18 protein-coding genes are annotated in these 20,296 nt (G+C 36.4%); 3 read left to right on the top strand and 15 right to left on the bottom strand.

Annotated elements, in window-relative coordinates:
* Nucleotides 1-3: 3 nt before the first annotated feature.
* The gene (locus tag V7108_RS03325; protein ID WP_335514451.1) at nt 4-837 is read right to left on the bottom strand and encodes a TetR/AcrR family transcriptional regulator; all 834 of its coding nucleotides are present in this window, start codon (nt 835-837) and stop codon (nt 4-6) included.
* 100 nt (nt 838-937) lie between these two features.
* Here V7108_RS03325 and V7108_RS03320 point away from each other — a divergent pair, with 100 nt between their 5' ends.
* Complete coding sequence (locus V7108_RS03320) at nt 938-4,021, top strand: efflux RND transporter permease subunit (protein ID WP_335514448.1); 3,084 nt, start codon at nt 938-940, stop codon at nt 4,019-4,021.
* 82 nt (nt 4,022-4,103) lie between these two features.
* On the opposite strand, the gene V7108_RS03315 is transcribed toward V7108_RS03320, so the two are convergent.
* The 8 genes from V7108_RS03315 to V7108_RS03280 form a co-directional block, all read right to left on the bottom strand.
* Nucleotides 4,104-5,069, bottom strand: coding sequence for a quinone oxidoreductase family protein (locus tag V7108_RS03315; RefSeq protein ID WP_335514444.1), 966 nt, complete (start codon nt 5,067-5,069; stop codon nt 4,104-4,106).
* 245 nt (nt 5,070-5,314) lie between these two features.
* Nucleotides 5,315-5,677, bottom strand: coding sequence for a monovalent cation/H(+) antiporter subunit G (gene mnhG, locus V7108_RS03310; RefSeq protein ID WP_335567351.1), 363 nt, complete (start codon nt 5,675-5,677; stop codon nt 5,315-5,317).
* On the bottom strand, nt 5,655-5,939 hold the full coding sequence (locus tag V7108_RS03305) for a Na(+)/H(+) antiporter subunit F1 (protein ID WP_335519196.1): 285 nt from the start codon (nt 5,937-5,939) through the stop codon (nt 5,655-5,657). Before V7108_RS03305 ends, mnhG begins: the two co-directional genes overlap by 23 nt.
* Complete coding sequence (locus V7108_RS03300; RefSeq protein WP_335519193.1) at nt 5,936-6,415, bottom strand: Na+/H+ antiporter subunit E; 480 nt, start codon at nt 6,413-6,415, stop codon at nt 5,936-5,938. Before V7108_RS03300 ends, V7108_RS03305 begins: the two co-directional genes overlap by 4 nt.
* Nucleotides 6,416-6,455: 40 nt before the next feature.
* Nucleotides 6,456-7,946, bottom strand: coding sequence for a Na+/H+ antiporter subunit D (locus V7108_RS03295; protein WP_335519191.1), 1,491 nt, complete (start codon nt 7,944-7,946; stop codon nt 6,456-6,458).
* Entirely contained in the window at nt 7,939-8,277 is a 339-nt protein-coding gene (locus V7108_RS03290) for a Na(+)/H(+) antiporter subunit C (protein ID WP_335519188.1), read from the bottom strand. The genes V7108_RS03295 and V7108_RS03290 overlap by 8 nt, the downstream gene beginning before the upstream one ends.
* Entirely contained in the window at nt 8,277-8,702 is a 426-nt protein-coding gene (locus tag V7108_RS03285; protein WP_335519185.1) for a Na(+)/H(+) antiporter subunit B, read from the bottom strand. The genes V7108_RS03290 and V7108_RS03285 overlap by 1 nt, the downstream gene beginning before the upstream one ends.
* Nucleotides 8,686-11,109, bottom strand: coding sequence for a Na+/H+ antiporter subunit A (locus V7108_RS03280; RefSeq protein ID WP_420489155.1), 2,424 nt, complete (start codon nt 11,107-11,109; stop codon nt 8,686-8,688). The genes V7108_RS03285 and V7108_RS03280 overlap by 17 nt, the downstream gene beginning before the upstream one ends.
* Before the next feature lie 137 nt (nt 11,110-11,246).
* Here V7108_RS03280 and V7108_RS03275 point away from each other — a divergent pair, with 137 nt between their 5' ends.
* On the top strand, nt 11,247-11,939 hold the full coding sequence (locus V7108_RS03275) for a universal stress protein (protein WP_335510578.1): 693 nt from the start codon (nt 11,247-11,249) through the stop codon (nt 11,937-11,939).
* A gap of 57 nt (nt 11,940-11,996) precedes the next feature.
* On the opposite strand, the gene V7108_RS03270 is transcribed toward V7108_RS03275, so the two are convergent.
* The 5 genes from V7108_RS03270 to V7108_RS03250 form a co-directional block, all read right to left on the bottom strand.
* Complete coding sequence (locus tag V7108_RS03270; RefSeq protein ID WP_335567349.1) at nt 11,997-12,560, bottom strand: tyrosine-type recombinase/integrase; 564 nt, start codon at nt 12,558-12,560, stop codon at nt 11,997-11,999.
* 189 nt (nt 12,561-12,749) lie between these two features.
* A complete protein-coding gene (locus V7108_RS03265) occupies nt 12,750-13,058 on the bottom strand; it encodes a hypothetical protein (RefSeq protein ID WP_335567348.1) in 309 nt (102 codons plus the stop codon).
* A gap of 293 nt (nt 13,059-13,351) precedes the next feature.
* Nucleotides 13,352-14,701, bottom strand: coding sequence for an ABC transporter substrate-binding protein (locus V7108_RS03260; RefSeq protein ID WP_335509244.1), 1,350 nt, complete (start codon nt 14,699-14,701; stop codon nt 13,352-13,354).
* A gap of 118 nt (nt 14,702-14,819) precedes the next feature.
* Nucleotides 14,820-15,668 carry a carbohydrate ABC transporter permease gene (locus tag V7108_RS03255; protein ID WP_335509246.1) on the bottom strand — a complete coding sequence of 283 codons (849 nt, stop codon included), beginning with the start codon at nt 15,666-15,668 and terminating at the stop codon, nt 14,820-14,822.
* A gap of 17 nt (nt 15,669-15,685) precedes the next feature.
* A complete protein-coding gene (locus V7108_RS03250; protein ID WP_335509248.1) occupies nt 15,686-16,633 on the bottom strand; it encodes a carbohydrate ABC transporter permease in 948 nt (315 codons plus the stop codon).
* 196 nt (nt 16,634-16,829) lie between these two features.
* On the opposite strand from V7108_RS03250, the gene V7108_RS03245 reads away from it, so the two are divergent.
* Complete coding sequence (locus tag V7108_RS03245) at nt 16,830-18,425, top strand: response regulator transcription factor (RefSeq protein ID WP_335567347.1); 1,596 nt, start codon at nt 16,830-16,832, stop codon at nt 18,423-18,425.
* Here V7108_RS03245 and V7108_RS03240 read toward each other — a convergent pair.
* Entirely contained in the window at nt 18,420-20,111 is a 1,692-nt protein-coding gene (locus V7108_RS03240) for a cache domain-containing sensor histidine kinase (protein WP_335509253.1), read from the bottom strand. The genes V7108_RS03245 and V7108_RS03240 overlap by 6 nt on opposite strands.
* Nucleotides 20,112-20,296: the final 185 nt, after the last annotated feature.

Raw genomic sequence — 20,296 nt, 5'->3', positions numbered from 1 at the left:
TATCTACATCTTATAGAAAATACGCAGAATATAAGAAATCCATTTAGTTTGAGGATGATTTCTTATATTCTCCAATAACCCCTTAACAATCGCCCTTGGTAAAGTTGGTTCAAGCAGCTCTTGTTTTAACAATTGTAATGATTCCTGTTCAATAGACTCTTTCATTTCTGCCATCTCTTGTTGTATCAATTCAAGAATCTGTTCCTTCGTTACATCTTCACCCAGCGGGTTTTCGAACATCTGGATATGCTCTTTTGTAATAAAGGGTACAGTAGAATTTCTTGCTATGATATTTGTTTTCTCCACTAGCGTTTGTGATAATAAGTCCAAATCTAATGGTACATTATAGAATAAAAATAATTGGGAGTACATACTTATAAATCCTTTGATACAAAATACTAAATCATATTTTATCTCTTTTATTTCATTTTCTCCATACAAATGCTCCACCATCGAAAGAATCGTTTTCTCCATTAATCTGTCGTAGAAACGGATTTTGAGAATGAAATCTTCATTGAATGATCGAGATTGCTCCTTAATAAGAATTTTTCCAAAATCAGAATGCTTTTGAAAAGAACTAAATATCGCAATATAAAATTCATATAGTAGATTTTGATGATTTGCACTATTCCTGACCAGATAGTCAATATCCGTAGTGAATTGAATCATAAAGTCGTCTATTATCGCAAGGATCAGTTCATCCTTTGACTTAAAAGACAAATAAAAAGCACCTTTAGAAATGCCGCAATGCTCAGTTATTTGTTGGACAGAAGTAGCTTCAAATCCCTGTTTAGCAAAGAGCTCTATTGCTTTTTCCATTATCAATTGTTTTTTCATGGTCTATTCTTCACTCCTAGCTTCTATCATTGACAGATGACCGGTTAGTCAGTATTATAAGTAAATGGGTTAGATAAGTCAATTAAGGGTAGGTGTAAGTGTGAAAGGTTTAGTTAACTTTGTTCTAGGAAACAAACTAGCAGTATGGTTACTTACAATAATTATAACAGTATCTGGTATTTATTCAGGTACAAGAATGAATATGGAGACAATTCCAGATATTTCAATTCCATATCTAATGGTAATGGATGTTTATCCAGGGGCAACTCCAGAGCAAGTGATGGAGGATGTTTCCAAACCTTTAGAGAAAGCGATAGAAAACCTTAAGGGTGTTAAATCCGTTTATTCCAATTCAAATGCGAATATGGCAAGTATTCAAGTAGAATATGAATACGGTGAAGATATGGACGAAGCAAATCGTGCATTAAAATCTGCCTTAGAGGCCGTGAAACTGCCAGAAAATGCACAAGAACCAATTATTACAGCAATCAGCATGAACATGATGCCAGTTGCTGCACTTAGTATAAGCAGTACAACAGAGGATATCGTTGAACTAACGTCCACTGTGGAGGATATTATCCTTCCAAAAATCGAGAAGATTGATGGTGTAGCCTCGGCCACCATTACAGGCCAACATATTGAAGAAGTTCAGCTTACGTATAACGATGTAAAAATGGCTGAATATGGCTTACAAGAAGATACTGTTAAACAAATGATTCAAGCAAGTGATCTTGCCGTTTCATTAGGTCTTTACGAATTCGAAGCAGGCGAACAAGCTGTAGCGATAGATGGCAAGTTCATGACGGCGGACGAATTGAAGGGAATGCTTATTCCTGTAACACCTTCTGCAAACCAGCCGCTGCCATTTGTGAAGCTAAGCGATATCGCTGAAATTGAAGTAGTAGGTAAGGTACAATCGATTTCACGTACAAATGGTGAAGACGCGATTGCTATTCAAATTGTCAAAGGTCAAGAAGCAAACACTGTCGATGTTGTAAATAGTGTGAAGGATTTAATTGACAAAGAAAAGAAAAATATTGATGGCCTTGTTATCGAAGTTTCACTCGACCAAGGTGCTCCAATTGAAAAATCCGTTTCAACGATGGTTGAAAAGGCATTATTCGGCGGTTTAATCGCTGTATTGATTATCCTTTTATTCTTACGTGATATTAAATCAACGATTATTTCAATCGTATCGATACCAGTTTCCATTTTCATGGCATTTCTGCTGCTTAACTGGATGGAAATAACCCTTAATATCATGACACTTGGTGCCGTTACGGTTGCCATTGGACGTGTAATTGATGACTCCATTGTTGTAGTTGAAAATATTTATCGACGACTTCATTTAAGAGAGGAAAAATTGTCAGGTCGTGCGCTTGTCCGCGAAGCGACAATTGAGATGTTTAAGCCCATCCTTTCCTCTACATTAGTTACGGTTGCAGTATTTGCACCTCTTATCTTTGTTGGCGGTATGGTCGGTGAGCTCTTCATGCCGTTTGCACTAACCATGACGTTTGCTCTTGGGGCTTCGTTAGTTGTGGCTATTACCATCGTTCCTGCGTTGTCTCACTTCCTATTTAAGAAAAAATTATATAGTGAGAAGACTGAGAGCAGCCATAAAGAAGCTGGCAAATTGGCTAACTGGTACAAAGGAGTTCTTGGATGGACACTTAATCATAAAGTGATTACCTCCATTATCGCTATTGTGTTATTAGCAGGCAGTTTAGCGTTAACTCCATTAATCGGTTTTAGCTTTATGGGCAGTGAAGAAGAAAAGGTCATGTACTTAACGTACACACCAAAAGCAGGTGAGCTTAAGGATGAAACATTGGCAAACGTTGAAGCAGTAGAAGAAGAAATGCTAAAACGCGATGATATCGACATCGTTCAGATATCTGTAACAGAAAGTGGAGATCCGATGGCCGCTATGATGGGCGGCGGTGGAGACGGTGCGTTAATGTACCTTATTTTTGACCCAGAAATGGAGAACTTCCCTGAAGTCCGTGAGGAAATTGAAGAATATGTGTTTAATATCGGACAGACAGGTGAATGGAAGTCACAAAACTTCGCTCCTACTTCAATGGGTTCAAATGAAGTTAGCTACACGTTCTACAGTGAAGATTTAGATAAACTAAATGAAGCTGTAAAAATGGTAGAAGACGTTCTGAGCACAAATGATCGCTTAGAAGATGTTTCTTCAAGTGCTGAGGAAGCATACGTTGAATATACATTCAAAGTAGCACAAGATGAATTGCTGCAGTATGGTTTAACAACAGGTCAAATCGTCATGATGTTGAACCCAATTTCGACTAAAGATGTATTAACAACAGTTGAAAAGGACGGTAACGAATTAGAAGTAATCGTTCAGCAGGAACAGGCTGCACAGCCAAAATCAATTGACGATATTTTAGCAACACAAGTACCGACAGCATTTGGTACGACAATGCCTTTATCTGAACTAGTAACAGTTGAAAAAGGTACAACACTGAATACACTTGCACGAAGTAAAGGTGAATACTATGCAACCGTATCAGGAACCATCCTTGATAAAGATATATCGAAAGCTACAGCCGAGGTAGATAAAGAAATTGATAAATTAGATTTACCAAAAGGTGTTACCATCGGCGTTGCCGGGGTCCAGGCGGATATGACGGAAACATTCACACAGCTTGGTATGGCTATGCTTGCAGCGATTGCGATTGTTTACTTTATCCTAGTTGTAACCTTCCGTGAAGGTGTCGCACCGTTCGCAATCCTTTTCTCATTACCATTTGCGGTAATTGGCTCATTTGTAGGTTTATTGATTGCGGATGAAACCATCTCTGTTTCAGTCATGATGGGTCTATTAATGTTAATTGGTATTGTTGTAACAAATGCCATTGTACTCGTTGACCGGATTATTCATATGGAACGTGATGGTATGACGATGCGTGAAGCAGTATTAGAAGCTGGGGCAACGCGTCTGCGTCCAATTCTAATGACAGCTATCGCAACGATCGGTGCGTTAATCCCATTAGCGATTGGTCAAGGCGGCGGCGGTTTAATCTCAAAAGGTCTCGGTATTACCGTAATCGGCGGTTTAACAAGTTCAACTTTACTAACATTAATTGTTGTTCCTATCGTTTATGAGGTGTTATCGAAGATATTTAAGAAAAATCGTAAAGACATCATAGAAAACTAATAAAAGCCCTGAAAGGTGAAACGTCACTTTTCAGGGCTTTTATTTTTAATGCCAGACAAACAAAGAGCTTTATCATACATTTCTAAGGTTTTAATATGATTTTACCGGTGCTTTTTCGACTTTCTAGTAAAGTATGTGCTTTAGAGCCATCCATTAAAGAGAAAATAGTTGGCTCTTGAATTGTTATTTTTCCTTCCATTACCCAATCAAATAATTGTGTTGAACGCGCCTTTCTTTCCTCTAACGAAGTAAGAACATTCCAAAGGTCCCCGCCTGTTAATGTTTTTGAAGTATCCATGAGCATCCTAGGATCTACTGGAGCGGGGTCACCCCCTGCCATACCATAAAAAACAACAGTACCTCCAACTTTAGCAGCTTCAAAACTCTCCATTAATGTAGAACCTACAGAATCATAAACAACATCTACCCCCAACCCATTCGTTACCTTCTTTAATTCCTCAATCCAGTTATCACTGTATAAAAACACATGATTAGCTCCGGCTAAATAAGCAGCCTTAGCTTTATCGACTGAAGAAGTAAGCCCAATAACTCGCGCGCCTAATAATTTTGCAATTTGAATAAGAATTTGACCAACTCCACCTGCTGCTGCATGAAGAAGGATTGTTTGTCCAACCTTTACTTCAAAACTATCTTTTGTTAAGTAATGTGCTGTTAAACCTTGAAGTAAGATGGATGAAGCTGTTTCAAAGGAAATCTCATCTGGTAATGGAATGGACTTCTCCAAAGGAACTGCAACTAGCTCTGCATTAGCAAATGGAACATCCGCAAATGCAACCCGGTCTCCAGCCTTTAAGGTGGTAATGCCAGGACCTACCTTTTCTACAATACCTGCACCTTCATAACCCAATATATATGGTGGTTTTCCTGCTAGATGATAATTTCCTTTTCGGCGGTATATATCTGCGAAATTTAATCCTATCGCCTTCATCCTAACCAATATCTCATTTTCACGAATGAATGGTTCTGGGATATCTATGTATTTTAATACCTCTGGTCCCCCGAATGTTTCAAAGATAAGTGCTTTCATTAACAACACTCCTTATATAAAAATTTTAGATTTCATTGTATAGGTTATAAGAATTTTAAACAATATAAACGGACTCACCCCTGTTTGTCACCGATCTTTCACTCCTTACAATCCCTAATCTTACCGAACTTCTACTCCTTTCTATTTTTCGTACACATTCCGCCCCGATTGTTCTAGTTTAATAAAAAACTGACTCAAGCATTCTGAGTCAGTTACTTTTTGACGATTTGTCTTTTTATAGAAATTTATTTACTCTCTTTTACTACATCAATAATTTCCTTCAAGTCATCCCGTACACTTTCCTTTGAGAGAGCGACATTTGAGCGATGGGCTGCCCGTACAATTACATGTGCAGCTACAGGGGCAGTGAGAAATACAAAGAATATACCAAGAAATAAGCGAATACTAAAATAGCCTTCCAACATAAAAAAGAGAAACGTTCCTACAAGCGTAAAAAGAACGCCCATCGTTGACCCTTTTGAAAGTGCATGTGAGCGGGTGTAAACGTCAGGGAGACGAATTAACCCAACTGCACTTAAAAAGCTGAAGATGGTACCGATCAATATAAACAAAACAGCGATATGTTCACTCGGATTGATTACGCTCAATGACTACACCTCTTTCAATATATCTTGCAAAGGCAATTGTCCCGATAAAGGAAAGGATCCCAATTAATAAAATGACCTCAAAAAATCCAGTGCTTCTAATAAAAACAGAAAAAATTGCCACTCCAGAAATGATATTAATCCCTAATGCATCCAGTGCCTGAATTCTATCTGGAGCAGTCGGCCCTTTTATCAATCGAAAAACAGTTGCAAAAACAGCAAAACTTAGAAATACTAATGAACAAATTAAAATTCCCTGTATCATGCTCGCGTCACCTTCTTAATAGCCTTTTCAAATTTAACTGTGGACTGGATAACTGCATCGCTTGATTCTGGGATATCCATTGCATGTATATAAAACTTCTTGCTATCCGAAGAAACTTCAACTACAACAGACCCAGGGGTCAGGGTTAACAGCAATGCTAGTAAGGTAACCTCTAGATCCCCTTCTAAACTTGTTTCCAACGTAAAAATTCCTGGAGTAATATTGATGGTAGGCCTGAGAATTTGTCGAATCACTAAGATACTAGATGTGAACAATTCATAAATAAACACCAAAAAAAGTTGAACGATTGCTAATAATGTTACCAAATAGAATTTAGTAGGAAGATATCTGCGTAATATATAAAGCACCAATAAACCAAATAGATAACCACTAAAAAATGTTAACACACTCCAATCATCCTGAAGAAACATCCAGATGACACCAATTAATAAATTTACTAATACTTGCATGGGCATGGGTACCACCCCTTTCCATCTATCAAGATAACCATTTTAACTATTGATCAAGATTGCTGCCCAAGACTGCTTCAATATAAAAGCTTGGATTCATTAAGCCATCTACCGCAATATCAACATAAGCATGAATTCCTTCTGCGCCTAATCCGAGCGCAATCGTTAATATGGTAAGGATTCCAATCGGTAACAATAACCCCTTCGTTGTCCCTTTCTCTTTCTCCTCCGATATATCGGTATAGCCCCAAAATCCATTCATAAAGATTTTCATGATGGAATACAATACCATAATGCTCGTAAGCAATCCGATTCCGCCCAACCAGAAGTATCCTGTTTCAAAAGTGCCTTCCGTTATAAAAATTTTCCCAATAAAACCGCTTAATGGCGGTATACCTGACAGGGATAATGCAGCAATAAAGAACATCCAGCCTAATCCGGGGTGTAAACGGATAAGACCGCTGATTTCTTTTAACTTACTTGTTCCGGTAAGGTATATGATGGTTCCACCTAAAAGGAAAATCAGTGCCTTCACAATCATATCGTGAAACAAATAGTATAGGGCTCCCGTCATTCCTTCCGTTGTAGAGGATGCAAGTCCAGCTAATATAAAACCAACACCCACAATAACGTTATACGTTAGAATTCTTTTGATATCCCAGAAAGCCACTGCCCCAATTGCTCCTAACAGCATCGTTACCGCAGCTAATATTCCGATAAATAAATGAGTCACCTCTGGCTCATGATAAAAGACGAGCGTGAAAACTCTTATAATTGCATAGATTCCTACCTTTGTTAACAGCGCTGCAAAGATTGCAGAAATCGCTGTCGGAGGAGCACTATAGGAACCCGGCAGCCAGTAGAATAGAAAAAGGCCTGCTTTTAAACTAAAAACAATTAAAAATAGAATCGCAACCGTCGTCATAAGCCCGCCTTGCCCCGCCTCAGCAACACGTATCGAAAGGTGAGCAAAATTCAACGTTCCGGTCATGGCATAAAGGAATGCGATTGCAACAAGAAATAGAAAAGAGGAGATAATATTAATCAATATATATTTAATAGACTCCCTGAGCTGAATTTTCGTACCTCCTAGTGATATCAACACATAGGATGCAACTAACATCACCTCAAAGCAAACAAATAAATTAAAAATGTCTCCAGTGAAAAAGGAGCCATTCACCCCAGTAATCAGAAACAAAAACAGCGGGTAAAAGTAGTTGGCTTCTCTCTCTTTTCCAATGGAGTGAAAAGCATATAATAAACAACATAGTGAAACGATGCTCGTTACCAGAACTAGTAAGCTCGAAAACATATCAGCCACCATACTTACACCAAAGGGAGCTTCCCAGCCGCCTAAATGCAGGGTTTGAATTCCCTTGGTATGGATTTGAGCGATGAGCAAAAGAGTAGAAATGCTTATCGCTATTGTAGTAACAACGCTTAGAGATCTATGCAATTTTATATTTTTTCTAAAAATCACCATTATCATTCCCGCTATAATCGGGATAATGATTGGCAAAACAACCAAATTATTCATTCTCAACACCTCTCAGTTGCTCGGTATCATCCGTGCCTAACACCTTATAAGCACGATAACTCAGCACTAAAAAAAGAGCTGTTGTTGCAAAATTTATCACGATTGCAGTTAATAAAAGGGCTTGTGGCAAAGAATCAGCATAGGTTAGATTCTTTATCCCAAGAAGCGGCGGACCTCCCTTTTTTAACCCTCCCATCGTAATAATCAATATATTTACTCCATGACCAAGGATGGAGGTTCCTAGAATGATTCTAAATAGGGTTTTCGTCAAAATCAAATATGTTCCAACAGCGAATAATATACCTACAAGGATAGACATTAACGTTTCCATTATCGATCATCACCTATACTCAAAATGATCGTGATCGATGTCCCAATTACAGCCAACCCTACCCCGATATCAAAAAGCACCGCCGTTGCAAGTTCAGTTTTCCCGAAAATAGGCAGATTGAAATAACCGAATGTCTGTGATAAAAATGGAGCATTAAAAAGCATCCCGCCCACTCCTGTAAGAACAGCAATCAATACACCTACTGCTGCAACTACTTTAAAATCCACCGGTATATTTTTACGAACTGTTTCAATATCAAATGTTAGAAATAAAAGGATTAAAGCTGAGGAAAACGCCAGACCACCGATAAACCCACCGCCAGGAAAATGATGACCTGAAACAAAAAGATTGATGGCAAACGTAAAAATGATGACGACTGCAACCTTGGTGACGCTTCGTATGATGACATCATTCGGCACCTTCATGCTTATCCCTCCTCGAAACATTAAGCTTAATTAATGTAAATACACCTAACCCAGCCATGGTTAGTACAAGAATTTCAAGCATCGTATCAAATCCTCTAAAATCAACAAGGATTGAGTTCACGATATTTTTCGCACCCGCCAGCTCATAAGAGTTTTCATAATAACTTGAAATGGACTCAAATAGACGATTCGCATTTGCTGATAAGGCAACCATCGTAACGGTCACACCAACTCCGATGGAAATGAAAGCATTAACTACTTTAAACCGTATACGACTTATCTCCTTCTTCAATTCCGGTAAATGATAAAAGGATAATAAGAATAGGGCCGTAGTAACAGTCTCAACTACCAGTTGTGTTAATGCCAAATCGGGAGCTCTGAATAGAACAAAGAAAAAGGAAACTAGAAACCCGAGCGCCCCAACTGCAACAATGGCAGTCAGCCTGGTTTTTGAAAATAAAACAGCGATTGCCGTACTAATCATAGCCAGCACTAATCCCACTTCAAATAGATTTAAAGGGGCATCAGCAGACGGGTCAAAGGAAAATCCATCAAAGAACCACATTGCACCGCCGACAACCAGGATGATAAATGAGAATATATATACTAAATAATCACGGATAAATCCTGTCATATATCGCTCTGTAACTAGCTTCGATGAGCTTTCCATTTTTTCCAGCGCAAGATTATACAGACTATTTATCGTAAAATTTTCAGGATATAAGAGATAAATTCGATACCATTTTTTCAAATATACGTACAACAACGTCCCTAGTCCAACAACACCAAGTGTCATAAACAACTCAGTATTCCAACCATGCCATGCACTAATTTTTATATTCAAGTCACCAGCACCAGCAAGCGTTGGCAACACTGCATACAAAGCAGGTTTTAATAAGTAATGTGAAAGGACATTCGGAAAAAAGAAAATAATAATAACAAGGGATCCGAGGATAAGTGGAGATAGTAACATCCCAATCGGAGCCTCATGCACTACCTTACCTAATTTTTCAGGTTTATTCTTCCCTCTAAAGGTTTTAAAAACAAGAATCATACTATAAACAAAGGTAAAGACACTGGCAATCCATGCGATGATGGGTATAGCCAGACCTATTGTCTCTGCATTAAATATCGACATATTTGATGCATTTACTACCGCAGTAAAAAACATTTCCTTACTTAAAAATCCATTAAATGGCGGAAGTCCAGCCATTGCAAAGCTTCCAATCACGGTTAAGGTAAAAGAAATCGGCATAAGGTGCATTAAACCGCCCAGCCTTCGAATATCCCGCGTTCCTGTCTCATGGTCAATAATACCAACAACCATAAACAAACAGCCTTTAAATGTAGAATGATTCACTAAGTGGAAAATCGCAGCAAATATTGCCATAGCATAGACAGAGGAATCCTTACCCACTCCGAAATACAAGGAGGCAGAACCTAAACCAAGGAGGCTCATGATTAATCCCAATTGGCTAATCGTTGAGTATGCTAATAAAGCTTTAAGATCGGTTTGTCTCACTGCATTCACAGATCCATATAATAAAGTGATGATTCCTACTCCCGATACCAGCCAGAACCATTCAGCCACACCACCGAAAACCGGGGTCATACGCGCCACTAAATAAAGACCTGCTTTCACCATTGTTGCAGAATGTAAATAAGCACTTATTGGCGTAGGCGCCTCCATCGCATCTGGTAACCATATGCTGAATGGAAATTGTGCAGACTTTGTAAATGCTCCGATTAATATTAATACCATCCCTGGAATAAACAATGAATGTGAGGAAATATCAGCTGCATTGCTTATCATTTCACGAATGCTATAGGTATCCGTAATCATAGAAAGCATAATAAAGCCAGCAAGCATCGCCAGCCCGCCAAAAATCGTAATGAGCATCGATTTTTGTGCACCATATCGTGATTTTTCACGTTCATACCAGTACGCAATTAGCAAAAAGGAAGATACACTTGTTGTTTCCCAAAAGACATATAAAACAAAAATATTATCAGAAAATACGAGACCAAGCATAGCTCCCATAAATAGTAATAAATACACATAGAAATTATGCAGAGCCTCACGGTGTTTAGACATATAGAAAATAGAATAAAGGATTACTAATGCACCAATTCCCGTAATTATTAATCCAAATAGTAAGCTCAATCCATCCATATAGGTGGTGAAGTTAATATTGTAGGCTGGAATCCATGGTACAGTTTCTCTGAAAGTATTCCCTTCTGAAATTTTGGGAATAAATGAAAGTAAATAAACAAATATCACCAACGGAATAAATAGGACAAACCACCCAGTGTGAATACGCGGCGTTAGTTGTTTATAAATGTAGGGGACAGCGATTGCAAATATAAATGGAATCAAAATCATAATGTGTAACGAAGCTGACATCATATCCCTCCCTATAATTGATTAAAAAATCGTATACCTGTAAATAGATTGACTGAAAGTGTGGCATGGGTTATAGTCAAGTTTATTAAAAGTGTTATAGTATCGGATTTCATTTATTCCGATTCCGAGGTGAACAAATAATGAAAAAAATGAAAGAGCGCATGGACGAGAGTATCCTTGTCTGTGTATATTATGGTCCGAATGGCGAACGTCTCATTCAACGCGGCTGTAAAATTGCCAATATGCTTGATTGTCCGCTGTACATTCTCACCGTAGATCCTAATCCATTTGATGATCTGGATGCAGAGAAATCAAACTATATTGCCAGATGGAAACAATTAGCTTCCCAACATAGTGCTGACGCATTTATTATCAAAGATAATGAACACAGACCGATTTCAAAAGTGATTGCAGAAGTGGCAAGAGAAAAAAATATTACACAGATCATACTCGGTCAAACTGCTCAAAGCCGCTGGGAACAAATTGCTAAGGGGTCAATTATTAATTCTTTATTACGTGAAATTCCATTCGTGGACCTTCATATCATATCTGTAGCCCGCTATTTAAAAAATCCCGATAGACATTTCGAAAAAGGAGTTCGTGCTTATCTTGTTAAAGAGCACGACCACTACCAGCTCATTTTTAAACATACAAAGGCTGTTGAATATGAAGGGATTTTCTTCAAGGAATTCGGAACCGATTTTAATAATGGTATTTTCAAATTCATGAAAGACAAGGAAACATTACAAGTCAGAGTAAAAGAGAACATTGTTAAAGACTTAACAAACGTTGATATGGATACGGACTCAACTTCTGACGATGATTACTTATAACTCCTCCACCGAGGGTGGAGTGTAATCCTCCACCCCTTGGGTGGAGGTTTTTTTATTTTATAAATTCACATCCACTTTAATCAACGGTTTTTCATTTTTACTTATTCCAATATATCTTAATGTTTCTGAAGGAGAATGATGATGATAGATTCCCATTAGAATGGAGATGGCAATTCCTTTCTGATAGGCGTGGTAGCCAAATGTTTTTCTTAATGTATGGGTACCAATTTTACCTGGAATTCCAACCTCTTTTGCAGCGGTATTAATAATGCGGTATGCTTGCTGGCGGGTAATGGGTTGATTATTCTTTTTGGACTTAAACAAATAATCACTATCTTTAAAATCATACATATTCAAGTAATTCTCACACGCGAGTTTAACGTTATTATTTAAATAGTAACCCTTGGTTTCATCACTATTTGTTTCCTTTAAATATAAAAATTCCTTAATCCCCGTTCCATCCCAGATATCCTCGATCTTTATTGAAAGTAAATCACTTATTCTAATTCCTGTATTAATACCAAGAACAAAAAGTAAATAGTCTCTTTGTGACTGCTTTTGTAAAATTTCTTTTATTGCATTAATACTATCAACATCTCTTATAGGCTCAACATACTCCATAAGTTGACCTCCTAGACATCCACAAGTTACCTTAAATAGGTTACATAACTAAACAATAACATATACTATGTAACATTACAAACAATTGATTTGGTATTAAAATGTACTAACCGGTGAATTTAATACCTTCTCGGAGAATAAAAAAAAATCACCCGCCTTTAAATCCAGCGGATGATTTCCTTTTCTTGATCACTTATCAAATGCATACTTTTTACTGAATACATAGAGACTTGCCCCGAGTGTAAACACTGAAATATATTTACTTGTGAGAATGAGATAGGAAGTGGTTTGATTATCTAAGGTAATGTGAGGGAATAGGAAAAGGCCATAAACCACAAGCAGACCAAAAGCGAGGATGGAATATGCATTCTTAAATGCTTTATCAATTATTACCTCACTTTTTTCCTCCTCCGAGTTTGTGAAAATAATAACTGCATATGCAATAACTAATATGATTAAATAGGCTAAACCTATGACCGCATAATGGATGTTCATCATTGACTGCCTCCTTTCCACAACGTGATTAGAAGTAATCTGAAAAAACACAACAAAGCTAAAAAAATAAAAGTCTGTCCAAAAAGGACACTTTAATCCCCATGTGACAAACTCATCTAAAAACATCAAAAGAACCTATGAAAAATGTATTCAATTCTATTGTCGCATAAAATTGAATAAGTTTAAAGTAAATGCACTACGGTGATTGAAGTATGTTTCAAAAAACTAAATGGATAAAGCCCTGCTCAGCGATTCGTCATCATGCAGGGCTTTATCCATAATATTGTTTACTTAGATTACTTTTTATTCACTTCAATAATCTTGTTCGCTTCCTCTACCATGAATTCCTTTGCTTCCTTAACAGAGATATCGTCTAGCATGAATTTAGTAAATCCAGCTTCCAATACATTCTTCTTAAGTTCATTACCATAAGAAATAGCAAGGTCAGATGTGTAAGCACCTTTTACTTCATCATTAAATAATGTGTGTAATAGTGAATCTACATCATAATAATTTTCTTTTCCAGCAACCATTGTATTGATTGTTGCTTCTCCATCAGCATCTTTCCAAGAAGATAAACCTCTTACTTGTGAACCTTCACCTGTTACATACTTCAAGAACTTGTATGAAGCTTCTTTGTGCTTAGAGTTCTTTGAAATAGCTGAGAACTCACCTGCAACGTTCGTGCTTCCAATTGGTGAATCTTCACTCATTCTAGGCATTGGAGCAAATGCTGTTTTGAAATCATGAGGATATTTTTCCACGTTTCCAACATCGGCAACGGTCCAGCTTGCAGTCATTAACATACTTGCTTGTTCGTTAAAGAATTCAGTACGATAGTTTAATTCCGCTCCAATTACATCAGAGAATGGTTTAATCGCACCAGCTTTTTCTAAATCCCTGCGTAATTCAAACCAGTAGTCAAATGATTTATCATCAAAAATAGATTTCTTTTCATCAATCATATAAGGGTGTTCTTTTTCTGCAAAAAGAATTGGGTTTGCATATTCTCCCCAAGTATGGAAGTATACGCCATATCTCTTATCTTTTCCTTCACCTTTAGAAAGCTTTGTTGCGTATTCTTTGAATTCATCCCATGTCCACCCAACCTCAGGTATAGGTAAACCAGCTTCGTCTAAATGATCTTTATTCAATAAGATATACCAGTAGTTTGTTAAGTGTGGCAGCGCATATACTTTACCGTCATATGCTGCATTGATTAAGTACTCTTCTTTAATATCGAGTTTATCTTTCTTAAAGTAATCATCTAATGGCTCAAACATACCGTTTGCAGCACGTAGTACTGCTTGGTCCACGTTAGGAATGGAAACAACGTCAACTTGTTCTCCTGCAGACATTAATACGTCCATACGAGTCATATTATCTACTGCACTTCCACCAGGAATAAGAACCTCGGATTTAACCTTAATATTTGGATTCTTTGCTTCAAAATCCGCAATAATTTTATTAATAGCGGTTTGGTCAGCATCCCAGTTGAAATATTTAATTTCTACTACTTCTTCTTTCTCTGCCTTTTTTCCCTCTGGCTTCTCACTGCTTGAACTTTCCTTAGATCCAGAACATGCAGTTAAAAGCAGAAGAAATAGAACGGAAAGCATGATTAAAAAACGATTTTTTCTCTTCACAGAATTGTAACCCCTTTCATCTTTTATAATTTTTAAAATACGAGAACGCTTCTTTATAGTAGCGTATATTTTTTTAAAACGATGTGTAAGATTTTTTTATAAATGTGTACTTTTTTTACTATCCTTTTACTCCGCCTAATGAAATACCCGCAATTACATTTCTCTGCAGGATGACAAATACAATTAAGAGTGGCAGGATTGCTGATAACGAAGCCATCATCATTACTGCGTAGTTATCACTGTATTCAGTCTTAAAATATTGCATCCCCAATGTAATAGGATATAGCTTTTCATCGTAAAGGAAGATAAGCGGGTTTTGATAATCATTCCAAACCCAAATAAATTTAATAATACCCACTGTTGCTAAAATTGGACGGCATAATGGAAGCATAATTTTCCAGTAGATTTTAAAATACCCTGCACCATCAATTTTTGCAGCTTCAATGTATTCATCACTGATTCCAACCATATATTGACGCATAAGGAAAGTGAAGTAGATAGAAAACATAGCCATTAAGATTAGACCTTCATGCGTATTAAATAGTCCAAACCATTTAATCATAATATAGCGAGGGACTAAAGTTGCCTGCTCCGGAATCATTAAAAATGCCATTAACAATCCAAATAGAACACTTTTTCCTGGAAACCTAAGCTTTGAGAATGAGTACGCTGCCATCGATGAAACAATGATTGTCACGATTGTTGTAATCGATGCTAATTTAATGGAATTTAGATAAAAGGTTGTAAATGGTACTTCACTCATCCATACCGCTTTAAAATTCTCAACTAAATTCCATCTTGTTGGTATCCACTCAATGGGAAACACCATAACATCGCTTTCATATTTTGCAGATGTTGAAAGCATCCAAATAAGTGGTATAAGAAAGGCAATGGATATGATCGCTAATATGATCGTCACAATGAGTTTGGAGGGATTTTTTTTAAGATCCTCCTTCAACTTGTACATAAAAAATACCTCCTCTATTAATCTGCTTTTCTATTTTGGATTTTCCACATAATAATGGTCAGCACAGCTACAATGGTAAATAGAACCCAAGAAATCGCAGAAGCATAGCCCATCCTAAAGTTTTTAAATCCTTCTTCGTAAATATAGTAAACAAGGACATTCGACGCATGATTTGGTCCACCGTCTGTTAAAAAGGCAACAAGATCAAAAACTTTAAACGAAGAAATCATTAACGTAATCGCTAAAAAGAATGTTGTTGGAGCTAATAGCGGCACGGTTATTTTTATGAACTTTTGGAAAAAATTCGCCCCATCAATTTCAGCTGCTTCATACACTTCTTCAGAAATCGTACTTAAACCTGAAATATAAATGATGACAATATATCCTACTGTATGCCAGATACCTACAATGATAATGGCTGCCATTACACTGTCAGTACTTCCTAACCATTTCGGTGGATCTGAAATTCCGATATTCATCAAGAACTGGTTAATTGGTCCTAAAGATGGATGAAATAGTGCTGCAAAGATTGCTGCAACAGCTACCTGTGTAGAGATATAGGGTATGAAAAATGCAACTTTAAAGAAATCTTTTGCATATGCTTTCGAATGAATAACTACTGCTAAAATTAATGCCAGCACCATTCCCACAGGTACAGTGAAAATCGTGTATAATAGGTTGTTTTTCAACGCCAAAAGAAAGTTATCATCATTTGCTAACCTGATAAAGTTATCAAATCCAATAAATTTTATCGTTTCCATACCACCTATAAAATTCCATTCAGTAAATGCTAGAAACAACGTAAACCCTAATGGGAAAACTCCCATGAGACAAATTCCTAAAAACTCTGGAAGAACAAATAGTATTCCAGCAGCGCTTTCTTTCCGTTTTTCATTCCAAAATGGTCTTTTTTTGTTCGGAGATAGACTGGTGACTTCTTTTTCGCTATTAATATTTACTTCCACTCATATTTCCTCCTTTTCCATGTGATTCCTTATCCAAACTTATTATAGGAGGTTTAGCAACCGTTTTCTGCATATAATTTTTACTTGTTTCCAGGGTCAATAGGTAAAAATAATGCACACTTCTCAAAAACTATCTTTCAATTAAGAAAATACAGTATATAATATGTTTATTAAACAAATGACTGGAGGTTTAGGCATGTACAAAGTAATGCTGGTTGATGATGATGTTCCTATGCTTAAATATCTGGAAAATATCATGAACTGGGAGGAGTTAGGTGTAGAGATCGTAGCTTCAACTTTCTCAAGTGTGAAAGCGCTGGCACTGTTCGAAGAATACCAGCCCGATTTAGTCATAACGGATATTGGGATTCCTCAAATCGATGGATTAGAACTTGCGGTACGTTTTAAAGAAATGAATCCGGCTGCTAGAGTTATTCTCTTAACCTGCCATGAGGATTTTTATTATGCAAAACGAGCCATACAGTTAACTGTAGATGATTACTTAATTAAAGATGAGCTAAACTTAGAACAGCTAAAAGAAAGCGTTCTCAAATCAATCGATAACATAAAGGACTCTATCGATTTTCAGGAGGCGTTAAAATACCAGGATACCATCATCCACAACAAAGACTTATTAAAGCAATCCTTTCTCAAAGATTTAACTGATATTGAATTCAATGAAAAGATTCTCGATTTCAGCCGGAGTTTAGGAATTAACTGGAAATATGACGATTTTATTGTTTGTGCTTCTGCCGTTGATTATTCGACTTGCTCACGAGAACAATTAATAAATAACAGCCCTGAGTTTCATAGTGAATTATTTACCATTGCGGAGGAACTTGCCAAAGATAAAAGTCAATTTACTATTTTACAAGATAAGGAAATGAATCTCGTTATTATCTATAATTTTAAGAAAAGTTTTTCGAATAAAGGGGTGGAGGTGTTTCAACATTTTCTTAACAGCATTCGAAAAAGAGTAAAAGAAACCTTACAGCTTGATCTTTACTTTTTTACGAATAGTATTTGCAACAAAACATCATTAGGAAGCAGTATTAACCAACTTACCAAATTAAAATCCAGCGTTTTTTACGAAACTAAGATTCAATCTTTTCAAGAAGTTCATTCAATAAAAAATACGTTTAATTTAGTAGAAGACTCTCTGCTCGACCCTTTTATGAAAGGTTTAAATGATGCCATTCAATACTCTAATTCGGATGAAGTGATAAAATCATTACACAATTTAGAGGACAGTGCCAAAACCCTTCTGCTTGAGCCCAATCAATTAAAAGAAAAATGTGTAAAAATTTTGAATCAAGTATTCAATTCAAGCCAATCTTTTACGAATTTTGAATTATGTTTAAAAAATTCCTTTACCATTCAGCAAATGATCTATTTACTAAAACTAAAGATTTTAGCATGCCTTGACGACTTAACGAATACAAATTACAAACATACCATTAGGAATCCAAAATTAAAAGAGATTGACCAATATATTATAGAACATCTGTCCGAAAACATTACGTCCATAATTATGGCCAATCATCTTCATTTAAATCCCAGCTATTTTTCTCGATACTTTAAGCAGCTAACGGGTGAAAACTTTACCGATTATGTTCATCGCTTTAAAATTCGTATAGCTATTTCAATGCTTACGGAAAGATTTGAAAGTGTTGAATTTATAACCTATAGCCTTGGTTATTCCGACCGAACTTATTTTTCAAAGATTTTCAAAAAGTATACAGGAATGAGTCCGGGTGAATATAAAAAAGCAAACGAAAAACAGGTGTTATAACGTGGGAATGTGCATGATAAATGTCGTTCCCTTTTTTTCATTGCTCTTAGCTTCTAAATAGGCAGTCTGTCCATATGTCAGTTTTAAACGCTGTGCAATATTAATGAGCCCGACTCTATCATAGTCAGAGAGTAATTCGTCATTCAACTCCTTGAAAAGAAGATTGAGCGTATCACACTTTTCCTTTGTCATTCCTTTTCCGTTATCTGAGATGCTTATTTGAATTTCACTCTCAATAGTATACGTAGATATGTTTATAATGGCGTTCGGTTCGCGGTCGACAAAACCATGAATAATACTGTTTTCAATTATTGGCTGTATGAGTAATCTTGGTATTTCAACATTCTCTAATCCCTCTTCAATGTCTATCTTCGCAACAATATCTGTCCCATTTCGCATATTCATAATATCTAAATAAGCATTTATTAATTGGAATTCTTGCTTAATGGTATTAGGAACATTCACTCGCATGTAGGATCGTAATAAGCTGATTAAGGAATCGATTTTTTTACTATGGAAAGGATCTCCTGTGATACTAAGGTTACATTTAATTGAATTCAGCGTATTCATAAGGAAATGCGGGCGAATCTGCGCACTTAAGGATTGAAGTTCCAGCACCTTTTTTTCTTCTTGCTCCTGCTCAATTTTCTGAATCAGGTCTTTAATTTGATCTAACATTTTATTAAAGGTATTGCCAATCATCGCAATTTCATCTTTTCCCTTAACGTGAAAGCGAACAGAATGATCCCCTCGAACAAATTTCTTTACAATCTTTTCAAACGACTTTAACGGTTTAATTAATCTTTTAGACATATAGATGGAGAGCAGGAAAAATACCAGGATAAATAAAACAATTAAGATAAAAAACAGAAAAAATACCTTTGTGATCGATCCAGTAATTTCTTTCTGGGATATTTCCGAAACCAAGGTCCAATTAACTCGACTGATGTTTTTTTCAACACTAAGTATTTCCTTGTCACTAAAGCTATCTGTCTGTTTGCTGGCTATTTCCGAACCATTTTGATCAAAGAGAACGAGGCGTCCCATTTCAATGCTCTTAAAAATACTAGAAAAATAGGAATGGGGAATACGAATAACTAACGTACCTAAATATTCATTGCTTACATGATGTCGAATAACCCTGCCAAAAAAGTAATCATTCTCAGAGATTTCATCATTATGAATGACACCTAATGATTGGATGGTACTAGTATTCTTTAAATCTACTCGGGATTTAATTTCATCCCAATCAGTTTTTAATTGATCCAATCTCCCCGTTTGCGAGGCATGAATGATGTACTCACTAGGGTTTACAAGAAATATATTCGATTGAGCACCGATCATTTTTGTTTCTAACAGGCTTAAGAAATCTCTTACCTCTTGAACATTTTGATATTCTTGAAAAGTACTGATTTTACTAGAACCTTTTAAACTGTTTAACTTTTCTTTAATATTTATATCTCTTGCAATCATTACGGTAGAAAACGTAATGTCATCAATCGTGTCCGTCAAATCAGTGGCTATAATATTAACGATTTGTTGATTAGAGATGATAACTCTATCGGTCACTTCATTGTTAATAATGACATACGTAATAATCGAACTAATGGTAAATGGAAGGATAATCAAGAATAGTAGTGAGAGCTGAATTCTTTGGTAAAAGGTTAGTATATATTTGAGTTTCACTTCCATCATCCTCGGAAAACGTTATTATTTCATTATCGAAAAGCAGCGTAAAACCCCTAGCTTCAGATATGGGATATAAGCTGTAGTTTATATTTCTTTTTAGGATAAGAGTATGGGCTTGCACTATACATTCTATAATACAACATGGTATAATGAAGTAGTAACGGAACGTTTGTTCTTGCCGG

This window comes from Neobacillus vireti (genome assembly GCF_036962345.1).
In the GTDB taxonomy this organism is placed as follows: domain Bacteria; phylum Bacillota; class Bacilli; order Bacillales; family Cytobacillaceae; genus Neobacillus; species Neobacillus vireti_A.
Note: the sequence above shows the minus strand (reverse complement) of the source record. Positions and strands in the feature narration are given on the sequence as shown.